Annotated in this window: 24 protein-coding genes; 9 read left to right on the top strand and 15 right to left on the bottom strand. The window is 59.0% G+C overall.

What is annotated here, in order from left to right; all coding sequences use genetic code 11:
• Nucleotides 1–56: 56 nt before the first annotated feature.
• Together HU720_RS01975 and HU720_RS01970 are read right to left on the bottom strand one after the other, a co-directional pair.
• Entirely contained in the window at nt 57–692 is a 636-nt protein-coding gene (locus HU720_RS01975; RefSeq protein ID WP_186516862.1) for a hypothetical protein, read from the bottom strand.
• Nucleotides 689–928, bottom strand: a complete 240-nt coding sequence (locus HU720_RS01970) for a Cro/CI family transcriptional regulator (RefSeq protein WP_186516860.1) — start codon at nt 926–928, stop codon at nt 689–691. Before HU720_RS01970 ends, HU720_RS01975 begins: the two co-directional genes overlap by 4 nt.
• Nucleotides 929–1,031: 103 nt before the next feature.
• Between HU720_RS01970 and HU720_RS01965 the strand changes: the two genes are divergently transcribed.
• On the top strand, nt 1,032–1,751 hold the full coding sequence (locus HU720_RS01965) for a LexA family transcriptional regulator (protein WP_186516858.1): 720 nt from the start codon (nt 1,032–1,034) through the stop codon (nt 1,749–1,751).
• 401 nt (nt 1,752–2,152) lie between these two features.
• Here the strand turns inward: HU720_RS01965 and HU720_RS01960 are convergent, their stop codons facing one another.
• From HU720_RS01960 to HU720_RS01925, 7 genes are all read right to left on the bottom strand, one after another.
• The gene (locus HU720_RS01960; RefSeq protein ID WP_186516855.1) at nt 2,153–2,308 is read right to left on the bottom strand and encodes a hypothetical protein; all 156 of its coding nucleotides are present in this window, start codon (nt 2,306–2,308) and stop codon (nt 2,153–2,155) included.
• 66 nt (nt 2,309–2,374) lie between these two features.
• On the bottom strand, nt 2,375–2,785 hold the full coding sequence (locus tag HU720_RS01955; protein ID WP_186516853.1) for a hypothetical protein: 411 nt from the start codon (nt 2,783–2,785) through the stop codon (nt 2,375–2,377).
• Nucleotides 2,782–3,057 (bottom strand): hypothetical protein, encoded by a 276-nt coding sequence (locus tag HU720_RS01950; protein WP_186516851.1) that lies wholly within the window; start codon nt 3,055–3,057, stop codon nt 2,782–2,784. The genes HU720_RS01955 and HU720_RS01950 overlap by 4 nt, the downstream gene beginning before the upstream one ends.
• Nucleotides 3,054–3,275, bottom strand: coding sequence for a hypothetical protein (locus HU720_RS01945; protein ID WP_186516849.1), 222 nt, complete (start codon nt 3,273–3,275; stop codon nt 3,054–3,056). Before HU720_RS01945 ends, HU720_RS01950 begins: the two co-directional genes overlap by 4 nt.
• Before the next feature lie 10 nt (nt 3,276–3,285).
• On the bottom strand, nt 3,286–3,855 hold the full coding sequence (locus HU720_RS01940) for a hypothetical protein (RefSeq protein WP_186516848.1): 570 nt from the start codon (nt 3,853–3,855) through the stop codon (nt 3,286–3,288).
• Nucleotides 3,856–4,303: 448 nt separating this feature from the next.
• The gene (locus HU720_RS01930; RefSeq protein ID WP_186516846.1) at nt 4,304–5,917 is read right to left on the bottom strand and encodes a recombinase family protein; all 1,614 of its coding nucleotides are present in this window, start codon (nt 5,915–5,917) and stop codon (nt 4,304–4,306) included.
• Nucleotides 5,914–6,912 (bottom strand): hypothetical protein, encoded by a 999-nt coding sequence (locus HU720_RS01925; RefSeq protein WP_186516845.1) that lies wholly within the window; start codon nt 6,910–6,912, stop codon nt 5,914–5,916. The genes HU720_RS01930 and HU720_RS01925 overlap by 4 nt, the downstream gene beginning before the upstream one ends.
• Nucleotides 6,913–7,029: 117 nt before the next feature.
• Here HU720_RS01925 and rimO point away from each other — a divergent pair, with 117 nt between their 5' ends.
• The 5 genes from rimO to tsaA all read left to right on the top strand — a co-directional run bounded on the left by rimO (nt 7,030) and on the right by tsaA (nt 10,945).
• On the top strand, nt 7,030–8,352 hold the full coding sequence (gene rimO / locus HU720_RS01920) for a 30S ribosomal protein S12 methylthiotransferase RimO (protein ID WP_186516844.1): 1,323 nt from the start codon (nt 7,030–7,032) through the stop codon (nt 8,350–8,352).
• An 86-nt stretch (nt 8,353–8,438) separates the two neighbouring features.
• Entirely contained in the window at nt 8,439–8,900 is a 462-nt protein-coding gene (locus tag HU720_RS01915; protein WP_186516843.1) for a GNAT family N-acetyltransferase, read from the top strand.
• Between the two features lie 122 nt (nt 8,901–9,022).
• Nucleotides 9,023–9,733, top strand: a complete 711-nt coding sequence (locus tag HU720_RS01910) for an rRNA pseudouridine synthase (RefSeq protein ID WP_186516841.1) — start codon at nt 9,023–9,025, stop codon at nt 9,731–9,733.
• 48 nt (nt 9,734–9,781) lie between these two features.
• Nucleotides 9,782–10,243 (top strand): DUF1456 family protein, encoded by a 462-nt coding sequence (locus HU720_RS01905; protein ID WP_186516840.1) that lies wholly within the window; start codon nt 9,782–9,784, stop codon nt 10,241–10,243.
• Between the two features lie 6 nt (nt 10,244–10,249).
• Complete coding sequence (tsaA, locus tag HU720_RS01900; RefSeq protein ID WP_186516839.1) at nt 10,250–10,945, top strand: tRNA (N6-threonylcarbamoyladenosine(37)-N6)-methyltransferase TrmO; 696 nt, start codon at nt 10,250–10,252, stop codon at nt 10,943–10,945.
• Between the two features lie 70 nt (nt 10,946–11,015).
• Here the strand turns inward: tsaA and fpr are convergent, their stop codons facing one another.
• A complete protein-coding gene (gene fpr / locus HU720_RS01895; RefSeq protein ID WP_138218473.1) occupies nt 11,016–11,795 on the bottom strand; it encodes a ferredoxin-NADP reductase in 780 nt (259 codons plus the stop codon).
• 119 nt (nt 11,796–11,914) lie between these two features.
• Here fpr and HU720_RS01890 point away from each other — a divergent pair, with 119 nt between their 5' ends.
• A complete protein-coding gene (locus HU720_RS01890; RefSeq protein ID WP_186516838.1) occupies nt 11,915–12,841 on the top strand; it encodes a LysR family transcriptional regulator in 927 nt (308 codons plus the stop codon).
• Between the two features lie 3 nt (nt 12,842–12,844).
• Here the strand turns inward: HU720_RS01890 and HU720_RS01885 are convergent, their stop codons facing one another.
• The 3 genes from HU720_RS01885 to HU720_RS01875 all read right to left on the bottom strand — a co-directional run bounded on the left by HU720_RS01885 (nt 12,845) and on the right by HU720_RS01875 (nt 14,899).
• Nucleotides 12,845–13,210, bottom strand: a complete 366-nt coding sequence (locus HU720_RS01885; protein ID WP_023631044.1) for a diacylglycerol kinase — start codon at nt 13,208–13,210, stop codon at nt 12,845–12,847.
• Between the two features lie 76 nt (nt 13,211–13,286).
• Nucleotides 13,287–13,937 (bottom strand): response regulator transcription factor ErdR, encoded by a 651-nt coding sequence (erdR, locus tag HU720_RS01880; RefSeq protein ID WP_186516837.1) that lies wholly within the window; start codon nt 13,935–13,937, stop codon nt 13,287–13,289.
• Nucleotides 13,938–14,188: 251 nt separating this feature from the next.
• Entirely contained in the window at nt 14,189–14,899 is a 711-nt protein-coding gene (locus HU720_RS01875; protein ID WP_186516836.1) for a tRNA-uridine aminocarboxypropyltransferase, read from the bottom strand.
• 213 nt (nt 14,900–15,112) lie between these two features.
• On the opposite strand from HU720_RS01875, the gene HU720_RS01870 reads away from it, so the two are divergent.
• Nucleotides 15,113–15,535, top strand: coding sequence for a quorum-sensing-regulated virulence factor family protein (locus HU720_RS01870; protein ID WP_186516835.1), 423 nt, complete (start codon nt 15,113–15,115; stop codon nt 15,533–15,535).
• Between the two features lies 1 nt (nt 15,536).
• On the opposite strand, the gene HU720_RS01865 is transcribed toward HU720_RS01870, so the two are convergent.
• A complete protein-coding gene (locus HU720_RS01865) occupies nt 15,537–15,743 on the bottom strand; it encodes a hypothetical protein (RefSeq protein WP_186516834.1) in 207 nt (68 codons plus the stop codon).
• A gap of 317 nt (nt 15,744–16,060) precedes the next feature.
• On the opposite strand from HU720_RS01865, the gene HU720_RS01860 reads away from it, so the two are divergent.
• Nucleotides 16,061–17,179, top strand: a complete 1,119-nt coding sequence (locus HU720_RS01860) for a TIGR00730 family Rossman fold protein (RefSeq protein WP_186516832.1) — start codon at nt 16,061–16,063, stop codon at nt 17,177–17,179.
• Between the two features lie 54 nt (nt 17,180–17,233).
• On the opposite strand, the gene recX is transcribed toward HU720_RS01860, so the two are convergent.
• On the bottom strand, nt 17,234–17,704 hold the full coding sequence (gene recX / locus HU720_RS01855) for a recombination regulator RecX (protein WP_186516830.1): 471 nt from the start codon (nt 17,702–17,704) through the stop codon (nt 17,234–17,236).
• Between the last annotated feature and the right edge of the window lie 7 nt (nt 17,705–17,711).

The following is a 17,711-nucleotide window of genomic DNA, read 5'->3' as shown; positions in this document are numbered from 1 at the left end:
CCGCTCCTTTGTAGAGCGGCCTGCGGCGTCCTTGGCAGTGTTGTCGGGTGGGTGACTCACGGGTTGGAAGTCACCTGGCTATTCACAGCATGCAGCCGTGGTTGCTCGCCCAGGACTTGCTCGGCCTTGGTGCGCAGCTCGCTGCAGCGCGCTTCCGCCGATCGCAGGCTTTCAACGAATTCAGGCAGCTTGGCCAGGTCGTGCTCGTCGATCCGGCCATCTGCCAAGATCTCGCTGCCCAGCGTTACGGCGCCGCCCAAGCGGGCTAACAACTGCCCGAACACACCCACAGGGTTTGCATCGCCGCCCAGCGCACGGGCACCAGACAGGCCGTGCCGGCTGGCCAGCTCGTTCAGGCAGCGCTCCTGGTACTCGCCCTCAAGCGATTGAACCCAGGCCTCCTCGATCCAGCTGGGCAGGTCGACTTCGCCGCTGAGCCAGCGCGATACGCGCCGCAGCCAGGTGCCGGAGGCCCTCAAGAAACCATCAGCGTCGTTGCCTTGGGCGAGCGCATCGAAGTCGGGCACATCCTTGGCGATCGCCTTGGTCAGCGCCAGGTCGTGCAAGTGGCCACTGAGCGCCTGGGCGAAATGGTCCTGGCTGAACCCGGTACGGGCAATCATGACGGCGGCATGCGCCACCAGCACTTGGTCGCGGGAGGTCTGCGGGTGTCGAGGGCTGGACGTACTCATACGGGGCTCAGGGAATTAGCCTGACGCTCACCTTTCTGGCTCGTTCGAGAGCCTTCCTGACAAGGAAACGGCCGAGTTTCCTCGCCCGTGCAAGTACCGTCCTCATGGACCGTGACAAAGATCTTCCGGCCAGATCTCACGGCCTTATGAATGGCTGCCGGGCTCACGCCGAGTGCCTCGGCAACGGCGGCTTGCCCTATCCGGGCAACCAAATCAGGTAATGCAACGGGATTCATACAGAGGACCTCTGGGTATTCCAGAGATATTAACCGCAAGTAATCACAACATCAATACCGCAGGTAAATTACCTAAAATTAACCAACGGTTTATAGTTCGCCCATGACGAAGAAAAAAATTCTCCCGCTTGAGCTACTCGCCGAGTGCCAAGCCGCCCATGAACTGTTCCTGCAGAAGAAAAATTCGCTCGGCCTGAGCCAAAAGAAAGTAGCCGATGAGATAGGTATTTCTCCTGCTGCAGTGGCGCACTATTTCAGCGGCAAGAATGCTCTGAACGTGCGATTTGCGGTCGCCCTTGCACGCCTTTTGGGTGAGCCAGTTGACGCGTTTAGCCCACGCCTTGCTGCGCAGATCGCGGGTATGGTGGCCTCTACTGATCCATCAAACGTAGCCCCCATGCCCCAACCGCATCGAGAGGCGAGGGAATATCCATTGCTGACTTGGGTGGTCGCAGGTGACCGCATCGAATCGTCTGTATCTCACCCGACGGGCATCGCCGATGAGTGGCTCACATCCACTGAAAATGCGGGACCAAATGGTTATTGGCTTGCCGTGAAGGGCAAATCAATGACTTCTGATACCCCGCCAAGCTTCCCCGAGGGGACGCCGATACTCATCCGGCCCGAGGGCTTCGAGTTGATTAGCGGCAAGTTCTACATTGCCCGTCATACAGGGACTGGCGAACACACGTTCAAACAGTTTGTGTCAGACGCTGGTGTCGGTTACCTGGTGCCACTAAACCCCGAGTACCAAACGGTCGCCCTGGACGAGAACTGGGAAATCGTTGGCCGCGCGATCGACGCCAAGATCACGGGCATGTGACGGGGCCGAGAATGCCGGCTCAAACGTAGAATCTTGACTGCGCCCCTCAAGCCACTGCCGCATTTGCTCCCGTGGATTCAGGCCTTGATAAGCCACAACTCTCTGCCACTGTTCTACACGCACCAGCCTGGCCTTGGCCAATAGACCAGCCTGCGCAGCAGCATCACAGTCATCAGATTCGTATCTGCAGGCAGGACAGGCGTGACGATCATTATCGATCCAGCCAGGGCCCATGCCGTACCTCGCGATCAGCTCCGGGTCGCACTGGTTGCAGAGCTGACAGGTCCGAACGCTAACGCGTAACCGCTCAGCGCGCTGGCGAGCGTTCGCCCAGGACTCCCCTGGGCGTGCTACTGCAGCGACTTCCGTATCAGTCAACTCTACCCGTGTTAGACAGTCGGTCACCGCACTGCTTCCCCAATCGAGCGCAGGAAACCGTGCCATGCGACCAACCCACACTGGCACTTAAAATAGGCCTTCACCTTCTCGCGGTTGGCTGGATCTAAGGCTTCGCGCAGGCTCATCCTACGAACCGTGGTATATTCACGCTCGGACATGATTGATTCCCTTAAAGTTGGTCATTCCTGTCAGGGCAGCGGTTGCACCCGCTGCCCTGACGCTCCTCATTCAGGTTGATGCCTGAGAAGCACCTTTCCCTCGTGAACCTGCTTGGCCTGCTCGACCATGCGGTCCCGCCCTACGTCAACACGAATATCCAACGCTGCGCCTTGATACCAGGTGTCACTACCTTGTATCCGCACAGCATGTTCGCGCAGCCATAAGTAACGATCCGCGTGCGGTTCACCAGCGGCACGGTGCATGCGAACCGAGTCTTCGGCAGCTTTCTGGGCCTTTTCGTACAACTCATCGCGCTCGTCGTCAGTGATGATGTTCGCGTCCGCCAGTGCCTCGGCGTAGGCACGGGCATTTTCTTCGCGCCGGTCGATGTATCGGCGCTCGCCTTTGCCGATCTTTTCAACCTTGATGCGCAGGATGTTGAGCAGTGCACCTCTTTGAGCGGCGCTGGCAGTCATGGTCTGGCATCCTTCTCCGACGATGGGGAACCTGGCGGCGCGCTGTGCACCACGATGTGACCCTGCCCGATCTTGAAGTTCTTGATCACGGCGATGCAAACGTTCCAGGCTTCTTTAGCGACCGACTCGCCGGCCTCGACCACGTTGCCTTGGTCATCGATGATCGCCAGCCGTGCGGGTCGACCGTCTGCAGTTGTGAAGCGATAACCGGTGTTCACGTTGGCGCTGATGCAGCCGTGCTCAAGGGTACCGGTCTTGGGAACTCCGATCATGCTGGTACTCCTTCACCGATCACCACAGGCGAGTTGGCATTGACGAGCATGGCGATGGTGTGTGCCTGCAGGTCGCGGCTGCCCTGCAGAGCATGGATTCGCCCCCATGCTTGCGATTTGATCGCAGCATCGAGGTCAGCTATGGCTTTCCGATAACGAACCAGGGCGGTTTCGAGTTGTGCCTGGGCTTTGCCGGGCAGCGCAATATGGATACTCATCCCTCGCTCCTCAGGCCGCAGTACGGTAGTTGGCAACAAGTTCTGCAACGGATCCGCTGAGTAGCTCAAACGCCACCTCGCGATCCGTTGGTAGAAGAGCGGGAAGAGTCAAACCCGAGCCCCCCAACTCGAATCGAAAGGCCACCCGTTGAGGGTCAACGGCGCTTTGACGCATCAGTAGCGCCAGATCCTCGACCCCCTCGGCGGGCAGATAAAATGTGCCCCGGCGTTCGCGCACTGCATCACGCAGCATTGCCTCAAGATCGGTGACCAGTTCGAACTCGCCAACCTCGGGAATTCCAACTGGAAGCGACGCACCATTTGCCAGTGACTCAATGAACGCAACTAGGCGGGGGGCGTTGTCTTCGCGCTTGCTGAGAGTGAGGCTGTTGACGGACTCGCCCAGCTCTACACGAGCGATCAAGCCATTGCTGCATTGTTCAATGGCAACGCTGGCCGTGGCACGTATCACGCAACTGATGCTGTCATGCAGGTTGTGGTGGAACGTCCCACTCGTCGTAACTTGGCGGGCCAGCTCGTGGCGGCTGAGCATTGAAAGGTGAAGCGAATGGGTGTGCATGCGATTGATCTCCGAAATGGGAGGAGCCACGCAACAGCACAGCCCCAACAGCCAGAAGATTAACCGCAGGTAACCCCTCAAATCAACACCGCAAGTAAATTTATATTAACCGCTGGTAACCCAAAGGATCAGCTACCTGTGCTGATTGGTCCAAGAAAGCTGGATCGCACCGCTATCTAGGCGAGTAAGCCTCACACTTTCCTCGATCGTCAGCTGGTCTATCAGTTGGTCCCAATCGTCCATGAGCTCACCAGGCAGACGCGATATGACCGTCCGTCGCCGGTCTTGTGCTGCCGAGCTGTTGACCTGGCGGCGTATGCGTTGGGCAAGTTGCTCAAAGCGGGTTGGCGACTGAAATCTGGTGGGCATCACAAACATAAGCTGATCCATAAGCACTGTACGTGCATACAGTATAAATTCCTACAGGCCGAAGGCAATACGCCATTACCTATTCCCAGTTCTCACTTGCGATCCAGGCACCTGAACGACGATTGATCTGCAGGAGCCGATGTTGACCAGTGCGGGAGAACAGCTGTACGTCTATGTTATGGCTTGAGCGATCCGTGGCACCAACCCCACGCATGAAAATCACGATGCGCTCAAATGTATCCATGACCAGCTGCCTTACCTGCTCCCGAGCAGCGTAATCGCCGGTTTCTACCTGAGCGGCAAGCTCAGCCCAGCGCGCAGCATGCACTGGGCGCTCTACGCTCGAAAGGGCATTTACGTGGTGCTCCAGGTCCTTGACCCTCCTCTGCGCCAGTAACTGCTGCTGCTCCAGCTCCCGAGCTCTTCGGACAAAGGCAAGCGGGGGGGTGTCGCTTTCATCTGCCAGAAGGGCATCGGTGATCTTGGCGAGCTGGTTGCTCAGCTTTTCGACCTGAGCACGGGCTGCGACCAACTCTTGCTGCAGCCCTCGACCGTCGTCGCCATTCTGCAGGAGACGCGTTAGATTGAACTGGTCAGAGCAGAAGTTGAGCAACGCCCGCTCAATCGGCACGACACTGCAGCTGCCTCCGGCTGAGCATCCACCTTTCTTACTATACGAGGTGCAATGCAACCGCCGATTACCATCTGTAAGCTTTCCGTCGGGCCCAGCGCGATGCATGATGTTTTGCGCTACCAAAGCAGTGCCGCAGTATCCACAAATTGCCAACCCAACCCCTGTCACGATACCCGGTATTTCGCCATGACCGCGTCGACGGTGACGCTGGCCAGCGAGATGCTGTAACTCAGCCCACTCGGTATCGGACAGAATCCGCGGATAGTAACCCTCCAGCTCGTAGTTTTCGCCGTCAAGACTCAAGCGTTTAACCCCCCGAAGTGCAGGCAACTTAATGAGTCTATAGATCTGCAGTCCCGAAACTCCCCAGTCTGTCAACTCGTGACCTTCTTCGTGCATCAACTTCGCAGCCCGGCCAGCACCAAGCCCCTCACCATACAACTGCAGCGCACGTTGGACAGCCGCAACTCGCTCGGGAATCAATTCCCAACACTCACCATTCCACCGCACCCACTGGGGATCTTTTCCATTGCGAATCAATCCACGAAAACTTCCTGTCAACCATGCTTCGCACTGCCGCCGGATCGCGGCTTTGACTCGCTTACTCTTGGTGTCAGATTCTTCGTGGGCACGGATCATCACAAGCAAGGAGTAAACAAGATTCATTGGCTCCGCTTTGAGCCCTTCGCGATTGTACTCTCGTCCGTCACTCGCGGTCACAACCGTTATTCCGGCATTTACTATCTGTGCCAATTGCGCTTGAGCTAAGATTGGCTCAGCTCGGCTCAGTCGATCTAGCCCTTCTACAATCAAGACTGACCCAGGTGCGATGCGCCCCTCATCTACAGCACGTAGGAATACTCCAAGCGCGCCCTGCTTTACATGTCGTTCATGATATGCAGATAGGCCTTCATCTTTGAGACTAAGGGTTTCATCCAAGAACATGTCGTGTTTAGCAGCCCAGCCCGCCGCATAGGCCGCCTGTCGATCAGCACTACTACCGCTAGCTTGCTTTGGATCGGAAAAACGAAGATAACTATATACAAAATTCTGTTTCACTGCGGTGAACCAGAAGCTTTACTACGGTCAAAAATACCTTTCAACTTATCGAAAACACTCCCAAAGGATTCCACAGACTGCAACATGTAATTAAAGTCATTCGAATTAACATCTCTCAAATCAGGCCAATTCTCAGCCTGCCCCAAAACCTGAAGCATTTCAGCCCTAGCCGCACCAGGATCATTATTGGCTAACTCTCGAATCGCACAATACGACAACATATAGCGATTATACGACGAACGCACCCTCATATAAGAAAATGCAGAGTCACCGTAATGCCTGTACTGCTTGAGATACCAGGCACCAATAAATTCCATAATTAAAAAAATCATGGTAGTTGAGATCATTCCGAATATCACACCAGGGGAAATCCTGAAATCGATGAGATACAGCCAGCCCTGCCATAGCACTATGGAAAATATATATATCGAGATACCACCACGAACAAAGGTTCTTCCAGACTCTAGCAGCCTTGAAGCCTTTGCTTCCGCGTAGTCAATTTGAGAATCCAAAGCTTCAATTATAGTCCGCATGTGCTCGGCAAACTCGACACCCAACACAGCCCTCCTTACTTTCTTTTCAATAATCGGCTCATCGTTCTCCGTAGCTGAGTACGATTCTACAACCCCCCCACCCAAAACCGTAGAATTTAAAACCCCTGATTCAGATAAAGTAAACTTCTCTTCGCGTCGACGCTCATCCAACTCAACAAACGAATCACTTTTATAGTAGGAATTATCAGTCCACACCTTGAAGAACAGTGCAATACCCATAAAAGTAAAGGCCAGATATCCCTGCCAACTATCCAGTATTTTTTCAGGGACACCTCCAGGCAAAGGGATATACTTTATGATTAGTCCAAAAAGTGAAAAACAAGATACCAGCAGCATCGTTAGATATATCTGCCTTCTCTTTGTTTCAATTTTCCTCAGTTCGATCCAATGTTCCTTTACCTGCGAGGCTTTCTCTTCGCTACTCGGCTCACCCCAACGCATGCGCATCTCCATGATAATGAAAACTATTAACGACAAGTTTTTTTGCGCATTTTTTGATCAACGTATAGAATCTCGCGCCTAAAATTTTCGCCAGGGCGAGCCCTGCAGGCAGAGTATATGAGCAATTCCCCAACTGTAGGATTTATATCGCTGGGTTGCCCCAAGGCCCTGGTCGATTCCGAGCGCATCCTTACCCAGCTGCGCATGGAAGGCTACGAAGTCGTGCCCACATACGAGGACGCCGACGTCGTGGTGGTCAACACCTGCGGCTTCATCGACAGCGCCAAGGCCGAATCGCTGGAAGTGATCGGAGAAGCCATCAAGGAAAACGGCAAGGTCATCGTCACCGGCTGCATGGGTGTCGAGGAAGGCAGCATCCGTGACGTGCACCCCAGCGTGCTGTCGGTCACCGGCCCCCAGCAATACGAGCAGGTGGTCAATGCCGTGCACCAAGTGGTGCCGCCGCGCCAGGACCACAACCCGCTGATCGACCTGGTGCCGCCGCAAGGCGTCAAGCTGACCCCGCGTCACTACGCCTACCTTAAGATTTCCGAAGGCTGCAACCACAGCTGCAGCTTCTGCATCATCCCGTCGATGCGCGGCAAGCTGGTCAGCCGCCCGGTGGGCGAAGTGCTGAGCGAGGCCGAGCGCCTGGTCAAGGCTGGCGTCAAGGAAATCCTGGTGATCTCCCAGGACACCAGCGCCTACGGCGTCGACGTCAAGTACAAGACCGATTTCTGGAACGGCCGCCCGGTCAAGACGCGCATGCTCGAACTGTGCGAAGCGCTGAGCAGCCTCGGCGCCTGGGTGCGCCTGCACTATGTGTACCCCTACCCGAACGTCGATGACGTGATCCCACTGATGGCCGCGGGCAAGATCCTGCCGTACCTGGACATCCCGTTCCAGCACGCCAGCCCCAAAGTGCTCAAGTCGATGAAGCGCCCGGCCTTCGAAGACCGCACCTTGGCACGTATCAAGAACTGGCGCGAGCAATGCCCGGAACTGGTGATTCGTTCGACCTTCATCGTCGGCTTCCCTGGCGAAACCGAAGAAGACTTCCAGTACCTGCTGGACTGGCTGAGCGAAGCGCAACTCGATCGCGTGGGTTGCTTCCAGTACTCGCCGGTCGAAGGCGCCCCGGCCAACGACCTGGGCCTGGCCGAAGTGCCGGATGACATCAAGCAGGACCGTTGGGACCGCTTCATGGCTCACCAGCAGGCGATCAGCACGGCGCGCCTGCAACTGCGCATCGGCAAGGAAATCGAAGTACTGATCGACGAAGTCGAAGAACAAGGCTCGGTTGGGCGCAGCTTCTTCGATGCCCCGGAAATCGACGGCAGCGTGTTCATCGACGGCGATCATGGCTTCAAGCCAGGCGACAAGGTGCGTTGCCGCGTAGTCGATGCCGATGAGTACGACATGTGGGCCGAGCCCATCTAAGCGCGCTGCGTCGAGAATACCCCGCCAACTGGCGGGGTATTTTTTTGCATCTATGTTTGCTTGAGAGGCCAACACAGGAGCCACCCTTGAGCAAGCCACCGCTGACGCTGCACACACCTCGCTACACCGACTACCCGGAGCTGGTACGCATCTGGGAGGCTTCGGTGCGCGCGACCCACGACTTTCTGCCTGACGCCTATATAGTCTTGCTGCGCGATCATGTGCTCAGCCGCTACCTGGACGCCGTGATGCTGGTCTGCGGCAAAGACCGCAACGGGCGGATACAGGGCTTTGCCGGGGTCGCCAATGGCCGTATCGACCTGCTGTTCGTGGCACCCGAGCAGCGCGGCCAAGGGGTAGGCCAGCGTTTGCTGCGCCACGCCGTGAGCGAGCTGAACGCCGAACGCCTGGATGTCAACGAACAGAACCAGCAGGCCCTGGGCTTCTACCTGCACGAAGGGTTTGAAATCATCGGGCGCTCTGAAACCGACGGCCTTGGGCAGCCCTACCCTTTGCTGCACATGCGCCGGCTTCCTGCAGCGACATGAGGCTTGATCCGATATTGCTGGGGACCGTTGCCGAATTGACGTAAATGACACCGATAGGCCGCCGCAAGCTCGCCGGGCCGGGTACAATGGCGCCTTTCCCTGCACTGCGAAGCTGAATGTCCATGTCCGAGCCTATCCGTCTGTCAAAACGCCTCATCGAACAGCTTGGCTGTTCGCGCCGAGAGGCCGAAATGTACATCGAAGGGGGCTGGGTCACGGTCGACGGCGTGGTGGTCGAGCAGCCGCAGTTCAAGGTCGATACCCAGCGCGTCGAGCTGCTGCCAGGCGCCACGGCCGACACCCTCGAGCCGGTCACGCTGCTGCTCAATCAGCCCGCCGGGCAGGCCCTGAGCATTGCCCAGGCCAGCCTCGGCATGGCCAGCCTCAGCGAAGCCCATCGCGAAGGTGTGCGGGCCCTGCACGGGCACTTTGTCCGCCAGCAATGCATTGCACCGCTGCTGCCCGGTGCTGCTGGCCTGCAGGTCTTCACCCAGGACTGGCGGGTAACGCGCAAGGTTGAAGCCGACCTGCGCCGCATCGAACAGGAATACATCGTTCAAGTCAGCGGCGAAGCCAAGCCGGGCGCGCTGGAGCGCCTGGCCCGTGGTGTCGAGCGCAAAGGCGTCGAACTGCCCAAGGCCAAAGCCAGCTGGCAGAACGAGCAACACCTGCGCATGGTGCTGAAAGGCCCGCAAGCGGGGCAAATCGAAGCCCTGTGCGAAACCGCTGGCCTGAAGGTGCTGGGCATGCGCCGCATCCGCATTGGCGGTGTGTCCATGGGCAAACTGCCGCTGGGCCAGTGGCGCTTCATGGCGACTACCGAACGTTTCTAGAAATACATGCCGCGCATGTACGCGCGGCGCTCGAACAGGATTGTTTCAATGAACCACAACGACGTCATGCGCAGCCTGCGCTACATGATCAAGGCCAACGACCAGAAAATGGCCGAAATCATTGCCCTGACTGGCCTGCAAGTTACTGCACAAGCCATCGCCGGCTACGTTAAAAAGGAAGAAGAACCCGGTTTCGTGCAGTGCCCGGACAACGTCATGGCGCACTTTCTCGACGGCCTGGTGATCCACCGCCGTGGCCGCGACGAAAGCCGCCCGCCGCAGCCTATCGAAGTCCCCGTCACCAACAACAGCATCCTGAAAAAGCTGCGTGTGGCCTTCGAACTCAAGGAAGAAGACATGCATGCCGTGCTCAACTCGGTCGACTTCCCAGTCTCCAAGCCCGAGCTCAGCGCGCTGTTCCGCAAGGCTGGCCATGACAATTATCGCCCGTGCGGCGACCAGCTTCTGCGCAACTTCCTCAAGGGCCTGACCTTGCGCGTACATGGCTAAGTGGTGATGCCGCATTCGGTTTCGCCGGTGGGTATCGTGCGCTCCTGCTTCAAGGAAAAGTTCGCCATCCCTCGCCAGCCACAGCTGGCGCCAGCCGCCCGCGGTGTGCTGGAACTGCTGCCCCCGTTCAACCAGGGTGATGCGGTGGCTGGCCTGGAACAGGTGAGCCACGTCTGGCTGCTGTTTTTGTTCCATGAAGCGCTTGAAGACAAGCCGCGCCTGAAGGTGCGCCCCCCGCGCCTGGGCGGCAACAAGAGCATGGGCGTGTTCGCCACCCGCGCGACCCACCGGCCCAATGGCATCGGGCAATCAGTGGTACGCCTGGAAGGGGTCGAGCCGGGCCGGCTGTTGCTGTCCGGCATCGACTTGCTCGACGGCACGCCGGTGCTGGATATCAAGCCATATGTGCCCTACGCCGACAGCGTTGCAACGGCAACCAACCTGATGGCCGACGCTGCACCCGCGCCTATTGTCGTGCTTTGGCACGAACATGCCGTGCCCCAGGCCCATGCGCATGCGCAGCGCCTGGGTGAACCGCTGGTCGAGCTGATCGAGCAGTGTCTGGCGCAAGACCCGCGCCCGGCGTACCAACTGCCACCACCGGAGCGGGTCTACGGGGTGAAATTCTGGGATGTGCAGGTGCGCTGGCATTACCCCCAGCCGGACCAGATCCGCGTGCTGGAAGTAGTGCGCGAGACTTGAGCCAGAGCCGCTGCATCGCAGGCATAAAAAAACGCAGACCAAGGTCTGCGTTTTTTTTGCCGCGTTCGCCTTACTTCTCGACGAAGGCGCGCTCGATCAGGTAGTCACCTGGCTCGCGCATACGCGCCGACACTTTCAGGCCGAAGCTGTCGAGCACTTCGCTGGTTTCGTCGAGCATGCTTGGGCTGCCGCAGATCATCGCACGGTCATCCTGCGGGTTGATCGGTGGCAGGCCGATGTCGCTGAACAGCTTGCCGCTGCGCATCAGGTCAGTCAGCCGGCCCTGATTCTCGAACGGTTCGCGAGTAACGGTTGGGTAGTAGATCAGCTTTTCTCGCACCGCTTCACCGAAGAACTCGTTCTGCGGCAGGTGTTCAGTGATGAACTCGCGATAGGCGACTTCGTTCACGTAGCGAACGCCGTGGACCAGAATGACTTTTTCGAAGCGCTCGTAGGTTTCCGGGTCCTGGATGACGCTCATGAACGGCGCCAGGCCAGTGCCGGTGCTCAGCAGGTACAGGTGCTTGCCTGGGTTGAGGTCGTCGAGTACCAGCGTGCCGGTAGGCTTTTTGCTGATGATGATCTCGTCGCCTTCCTTCAAGTGCTGCAGCTGCGAGGTCAGCGGACCGTCCGGCACCTTGATGCTGAAGAACTCCAGGTGCTCTTCCCAGTTCGGCGACGCGATGGAATAGGCACGCATGAGCGGACGGCCGCTTTCCTGCTGCAGGCCGATCATCACGAACTGACCGTTCTCGAAGCGCAGGCCCGGATCGCGGGTGCACTTGAAGCTGAACAGGGTGTCATTCCAGTGGTGCACACTGAGGACACGTTCGTGGTTCATGTTGCTCATCTAGGGTGGCTCCTGAAGAAATACGCGGCGCGCAAAACGCGCAGTTGCGCGATAGTTTAGGGGCAGCGACAATATCTGTTAACTGAATTATCAAGATATGTGTTATCGGTTATATAGATATGCGATTCACGCTTCGTCAACTACAGGTCTTTGTCGCCGTCGCACAGCACCAGAGCGTCTCTCGAGCCGCAGGGGTGCTGGCGTTGTCGCAGTCGGCTGCCAGCACGTCGATCACTGAACTTGAGCGCCAGTCCAGCTGCCAGCTGTTCGACCGTGCCGGCAAGCGCCTGAGCCTCAACGCCTTGGGCCACCAATTGCTACCACAGGCCGTTGCCCTGCTCGACCAGGCCAAAGAGATCGAGGACCTGCTCAACGGCAAGTCCGGCTTTGGCTCACTGGCCGTCGGCGCCACGCTGACCATCGGCAACTACCTGGCAACCTTGCTCATCGGCAGCTTCATGCAACTGCACCCGGAAAGCCAGGTGAAGCTGCATGTGCAAAATACAGCACATATCGTGCAACAAGTTGCCCACTACGAAATTGACTTAGGTCTGATCGAGGGCGACTGCAACCACCCGAACCTGGAAGTGCAGCCGTGGGTCGAGGATGAATTGGTGGTGTTCTGTGCGCCTCAGCACCCACTGGCGAAGGTTGGCCACGCCGACATCGAGCAACTGGCCCATGAGGCGTGGATTCTTCGCGAACAGGGCTCTGGCACTCGGCTGACCTTCGACCAGGCCATGCGCCACCACCGCGCCAACCTGAACATCCGCCTGGAGCTTGAGCATACCGAGGCAATCAAACGTGCCGTGGAATCGGGCCTTGGCATCGGTTGCATCTCGCGCCTGGCCCTGCGTGATGCGTTCCGCCGCGGCAGCCTGGTGCCGGTGGAAACCCCGGCACTGGACCTGGCGCGGCAGTTCTACTTCATCTGGCACAAGCAGAAATACCAGACCTCGGCGATGCGCGAGTTCCTGGAACTGTGCAGAAGCTTTACCGCAGGCGTTCAGCGCAGCGACGAGATCGTGCTGCCGACCATAGCCTGAGCACTAACCCAGCAGGATAACGCCCCACACCAGCGCGACCATGCTCATGGCCACCAGTTGCGCGGCGCTGCCCATGTCCTTGGCGTTTTTCGAAAGCGGATGGCGGTCAAGCGAGATGCGGTCGATGGCCGCTTCGACTGCCGAGTTGAGCAGTTCGACGATCAGCCCCAGCAGACATACAGCAATCAGGATCGCCCGCTCGGCGCGGCTGACCGGCAGCCAGAAGGCCGTCGGAATCAGCAGCACGTTGACCAGCACCAACTGGCGAAACGCCGCCTCGCCCTTGAACGCTGCGCGCAGGCCGTCCAGCGAATAGCCAGCGGCATTGAAAATACGTTTGAGGCCGGTCTGGCCTTTGAATGGCGACATAGGTGCAGTGACTTCACCGAAAAATGGCCAGCAGGCTAGTTCAACCGTGGTCAAAAAAGCGTGAAGGCACAGTAACTTAGCTGGCCGAAACCGATTCAAGTTGTTGCAACAGCAATGCCGCCTGGGTGCGAGTACGTACCCCAAGCTTGCGGAAGATAGCAGTAACGTGGGCCTTGATGGTGGCCTCCGAGACGCTCAACTCATAGGCGATCTGCTTGTTCAGCAGACCTTCGCAAACCATGGTGAGCACGCGGAACTGCTGCGGCGTGAGGCTGGCCAGGCCTTCGCTGGCGGCCTTGGCCTCAGCGGACACATCGACCTTCTCGAATGCCTGCGGCGGCCACCAGACTTCACCATCCAGCACCTTCTTGACCGCTTCCTGGATGACGCTCAAATCGCTCGACTTGGGGATGAAACCGCTGGCGCCAAACTCGCGCGACTTGACCACCACTGCTGCTTCTTCCTGCGCCGAGACCATCACCACCGGAATCTGCGGGTACTGCCCGCGCAACAGCACCAGCCCCGAGAAACCGTACGCACCGGGCATGTTCAGATCGAGCAGGACCAGGTCCCAGTCGGCTTTTTCGCTGAGCCGGGTTTCCAGCTCGGCGATGCTCGCCACCTCGACCAGGCGCACGTCCGGCCCAAGGCCCAGGGTAACGGCCTGGCGCAGGGCGCTGCGGAACAACGGGTGATCATCGGCAATCAGGATTTCGTACGTGGCCATTTGCTCTATGGATCCTGTTCTGTGCCGGGCGCAGGGTACGGGAGGCGCCGGGCGGGCAACTCAAGCTGACGGCAGGGCCGTCGGCCGGGATGGCACGGCGCAGAGCGGTTGTACCGCGCCTTCAGCGTGCCTGAAGCGGCGCCAAGGATGCCGAGCACACCCCGGGTGGTCAAGCCAATTACCCGGTTGCCCTGGCCCTGTGGCTGCCAGCCCCGACAGTATGAACCAATCCGCGGCGCTCGCCCCTTGGACTATAGGAAGGTATGCAGGCGCTGGTGTACTTCGTCCTGCTCATCCAGCGGCAGGCGGCGCTTGCCACTGAGGTAATGCAGGCTGAACACGTCCAGGTAGGCATCCAGTGCCTGCGAAGCCTGGTTGTCACCGGCCAGATCCAGGCACATGGCGGCCACTTCGGCGGTGCAGAAATGGTCATCACGCTTGGACCGGCGCAGGCGATAGCGCGACATCTGCTCGGCTTCAAGGCTCAGCACCGGGAAGCGGTCAAGGTAGGGGCTCTTGCGAAACATCTTGCGCGCTTCGGTCCAGGTGGCATCGAGCAGGATGAACAGCGGGCGCTTGCCGGGCTCGGCGTGCACCTCGTTGACCACCCGTTCCTGGGCGACGAACTCACCGGGGAAGACGATATACGGCTGCCACTGCGGGTCGTCGAGCAGGGCCAGCAGGCGCTCGTCGACCGCGGTGCGCAGCCAGCCGAAGGCGCAGGTGTCTTCAATCAGGTCGGCAATCAGCCAGCCGGTGTTAGTCGGCTTCAACGGCTCGGTGTCGTGCATCAGCAGGCACATGCCAGCGTTGGCCTGCACCCTGGGTTTCCAGGCGCACAGGCAGTGAGTGGCAATCACCCGGCATTCAGGGCAGCGCTCGGCGCGAGAGCCACGGGCGATGAAAGGCTTGACGCTGCGGGCCAGGCGCTCGGCGCGCAGGCGCGAGACTGCGTGGCTCATGGCTGCAGGCCTTGGCTGGAGGAGGAGACGGGCACGGCGACAACTCGGCAAAAACAAAGCGCAAGTCTACCAGAGCGCAACTGTTTTGCCGTGCAGGGCAAGCCGCTGCTCCTTTATAATCACAGGCTTTGGCGGCCACGGAACCCAAGGGTTTCATGGAACGCCGGCTGCAGGTGCCGGTCAAAGCGCCAGTTATCGAACCAGGAGAGATTCATGCTGCGTGTTATCGCCCCGACCCTGAGCCTGCTGCTCGCTCTGCCGCTGGCCGCACAAGCCGCCTCCAAGCAGGAGTACGAGCTGACCCAGGTGCTGCAGAAAGTCGCCAAGGAAAGCAGCATTGGCACCCCGCGTGCCATCAATGAAGACATCCTTGACCAGGGTTATACCGTTGAGAAGGGCAAGGCCTTGGTCAACCACCTGAGCGTACGTCAGAGCCATGCAGAGCGCATGCTGGCCAACCCTCAGCAAGTCCGTAGCCAGCTGGGCGACAGCGTGTGCCGCAACAACGGTTACCGCCAGCTGATGTCCAAGGGCGCGGTGCTGGTCTATCGCTTTACTGTCTACAAGACCAACCAGCCGATCATGGACCAGGCCTTCGACGCTGCCAGTTGTGTATCGGGCAACAAGAAGAAGTGATTCACGCCACCTGATCGCTGGAACTTGCGCGCCGTTGCTGCTCATCGGCGCGTAAATCTGCAAGCAACGCCTGTAGATACCGCGAGTGCCGCTCTGCCCCTTGCAGCCGCCGCAGGCACTCCGCCTCAACCGTGATATGCCCAGCCTTGGCAGCCCTTGCCAGCTGGCTGAACAGCTGCGCGTCTACCTCAATTACCAAGCGATGCATGGCGCCACCTCCGCGTAGCGGGCATTTCTGTATTCAGTAAATCAAAGTCTGGCGATGATTGGATCCGAACCGACCAAAGGCCAGAATCCTCGGCACGGCGCGTGTCGAACGTCTAGATTGAACACAAGCGCATGGGCAATTGCGCGGTGAAAAAAACACAGAAATGGATGGACTTTACTTCTGCAACGCGGCCTTGAAGGCCTTCTGCAATGCTCAGTGTGCATACTTGAGCGCAAGGCAGCCTGCGACGCATGGAAGTCGCTGCCGGGCCACGCCATCGGACCGGTAACAGGTTTCGTTGCCCAAGGAGACGTTGAATGCCCTACCTACCGAACGAACGATTGTTCAACCACTTTCAGGAACATGGCATCGACCTGAGCAAGGTCGACGAACAACTGCAACTGGTCGCCCCCAACAGCCCTAACTTGCCGCTTTACCGCGACATGATGCTTACCGTGCTGCGCATGGCACACGATGACGGCAACCGCTGGAACGCCAAGATCACCTTGCAGGCCCTGCGTGAACTGGACCACGCCTTCCGTACCCTGGAGCACTACAAAGGCCGGCGCAAGGTCACTGTTTTTGGTTCTGCGCGCACGCCTGTCGAACACCCAATGTATGCACTGGCCCGTGAGCTGGGCGCACAATTGGCGCAGGCTGAATTGATGGTAATTACCGGTGCCGGCGGCGGCATCATGGCCGCGGCCCACGAAGGCGCCGGCAGCGACAACAGCCTGGGCTTCAACATCACCCTGCCCTTCGAGCAGCATGCCAATGCCACGGTGGACGGTACCGACAAGCTGCTGCCGTTCCACTTTTTCTTCATTCGCAAGCTGTTCTTCGTCAAGGAAGCCGACGCCTTGGTACTGTGCCCGGGCGGCTTCGGCACCCTGGACGAAGCGCTGGAGGTATTGACGCTGATCCAGACCGGCAAAAGCCCGCTGGTGCCAGTGGTGCTGCTCGACTCGCCGGGCGGCAGTTTCTGGCGTGAAGCGCTGGACTTCATTCGCCGTCAGCTCGAAGAAAACCGCTACATCTTGCCCAGCGACCTGAAACTCATGCACCTGGTGTACAGCGCCGAAGAGGCGGTGGCCGAGATCGAGCAGTTCTACCGCAACTACCACTCCAGCCGCTGGCTGAAGGACAAGTTCGTGATCCGCATGCATCACCCCTTGAGCGAGGCAGCGCTGTGCGCAATTGGCGAACAGTTTGCCGACTTGTGCCTGAGCGGCCACTTCCAGCAGCAGCCGGACACCGGGGCCGAACACGAAAGAGACGACTTCAGCCACCTGACGCGGCTGGCATTCGCCTTCAGTGGCCGCAATCAGGGGCGCCTGCGCGAACTGGTGGATTTCATCAACCTGCCGGAAAACTGGGCCAAGCCACTGCCTGTGCAAACCGCCCAGCGCGCCCACCAGCCCTTGAAAGTCAGCTAAACGCAAAATGCCCTGCACCACAGGCCATTGAAGGCCTGCGATGCAGGGCATCGATCAGTAATCGTCCAAATCTCGGCCGTTGAGTAGCCGGCCGATCATTTCCATGGAGAACCCACGGTAGGCGAGAAAACGTGTTTGTTGTGCGCGGCTGCGCGGGTCCTGAGGGCGTAGCCCGGCGTATTTGCGTTGCCAGACATCCTGAAGCCGCTCGCCCCAATCCACGCCACTTTCACGTAGCGCCTGCTCCACATCGCCACGTTCGAGCCCCCGCTGGCCTAGCTCCTCGCGGATACGCGCGGGGCCATAACCTGCGTTGGAACGGTAGCGTATGAAGCTTTCCAGATAACGGGCTTCGCTGAGCAACCCTTCTTCGGAAAGCCGATCAAGCGCAGGCTCGATCAGCTCATCCGTAGCGCCGCGCTGGCGCAGCTTGCGCGTCAGCTCGACCCGACCATGCTCGCGGCGTGCGAGCAGGTCCATGGCTGTCCGCCGAACGGCGACGGGGGTGTCGAGTACGGCGGACATGGGGCAG

This window comes from Pseudomonas sp. SWRI51 (genome assembly GCF_014268825.1).
Lineage (GTDB): Bacteria > Pseudomonadota > Gammaproteobacteria > Pseudomonadales > Pseudomonadaceae > Aquipseudomonas > Aquipseudomonas farsensis.
This window is presented reverse-complemented; position numbering and strand designations above follow the sequence as displayed.

Coding starts and splice junctions, on each gene's coding strand:
- HU720_RS01975 (WP_186516862.1), bottom strand. CDS start 692: ATGAGTACGTCCAGCCCTCGACACCCGCAGACCTCCCGCGACCAAGTG.
- HU720_RS01970 (WP_186516860.1), bottom strand. CDS start 928: ATGAATCCCGTTGCATTACCTGATTTGGTTGCCCGGATAGGGCAAGCC.
- HU720_RS01965 (WP_186516858.1), top strand. CDS start 1,032: ATGACGAAGAAAAAAATTCTCCCGCTTGAGCTACTCGCCGAGTGCCAA.
- HU720_RS01960 (WP_186516855.1), bottom strand. CDS start 2,308: ATGTCCGAGCGTGAATATACCACGGTTCGTAGGATGAGCCTGCGCGAA.
- HU720_RS01955 (WP_186516853.1), bottom strand. CDS start 2,785: ATGACTGCCAGCGCCGCTCAAAGAGGTGCACTGCTCAACATCCTGCGC.
- HU720_RS01950 (WP_186516851.1), bottom strand. CDS start 3,057: ATGATCGGAGTTCCCAAGACCGGTACCCTTGAGCACGGCTGCATCAGC.
- HU720_RS01945 (WP_186516849.1), bottom strand. CDS start 3,275: ATGAGTATCCATATTGCGCTGCCCGGCAAAGCCCAGGCACAACTCGAA.
- HU720_RS01940 (WP_186516848.1), bottom strand. CDS start 3,855: ATGCACACCCATTCGCTTCACCTTTCAATGCTCAGCCGCCACGAGCTG.
- HU720_RS01925 (WP_186516845.1), bottom strand. CDS start 6,912: ATGCGTTGGGGTGAGCCGAGTAGCGAAGAGAAAGCCTCGCAGGTAAAG.
- rimO (WP_186516844.1), top strand. CDS start 7,030: ATGAGCAATTCCCCAACTGTAGGATTTATATCGCTGGGTTGCCCCAAG.
- HU720_RS01910 (WP_186516841.1), top strand. CDS start 9,023: ATGTCCGAGCCTATCCGTCTGTCAAAACGCCTCATCGAACAGCTTGGC.
- HU720_RS01905 (WP_186516840.1), top strand. CDS start 9,782: ATGAACCACAACGACGTCATGCGCAGCCTGCGCTACATGATCAAGGCC.
- tsaA (WP_186516839.1), top strand. CDS start 10,250: ATGCCGCATTCGGTTTCGCCGGTGGGTATCGTGCGCTCCTGCTTCAAG.
- fpr (WP_138218473.1), bottom strand. CDS start 11,795: ATGAGCAACATGAACCACGAACGTGTCCTCAGTGTGCACCACTGGAAT.
- HU720_RS01890 (WP_186516838.1), top strand. CDS start 11,915: ATGCGATTCACGCTTCGTCAACTACAGGTCTTTGTCGCCGTCGCACAG.
- HU720_RS01885 (WP_023631044.1), bottom strand. CDS start 13,210: ATGTCGCCATTCAAAGGCCAGACCGGCCTCAAACGTATTTTCAATGCC.
- erdR (WP_186516837.1), bottom strand. CDS start 13,937: ATGGCCACGTACGAAATCCTGATTGCCGATGATCACCCGTTGTTCCGC.
- HU720_RS01875 (WP_186516836.1), bottom strand. CDS start 14,899: ATGAGCCACGCAGTCTCGCGCCTGCGCGCCGAGCGCCTGGCCCGCAGC.
- HU720_RS01870 (WP_186516835.1), top strand. CDS start 15,113: ATGCTGCGTGTTATCGCCCCGACCCTGAGCCTGCTGCTCGCTCTGCCG.
- HU720_RS01865 (WP_186516834.1), bottom strand. CDS start 15,743: ATGCATCGCTTGGTAATTGAGGTAGACGCGCAGCTGTTCAGCCAGCTG.
- HU720_RS01860 (WP_186516832.1), top strand. CDS start 16,061: ATGCCCTACCTACCGAACGAACGATTGTTCAACCACTTTCAGGAACAT.
- recX (WP_186516830.1), bottom strand. CDS start 17,704: ATGTCCGCCGTACTCGACACCCCCGTCGCCGTTCGGCGGACAGCCATG.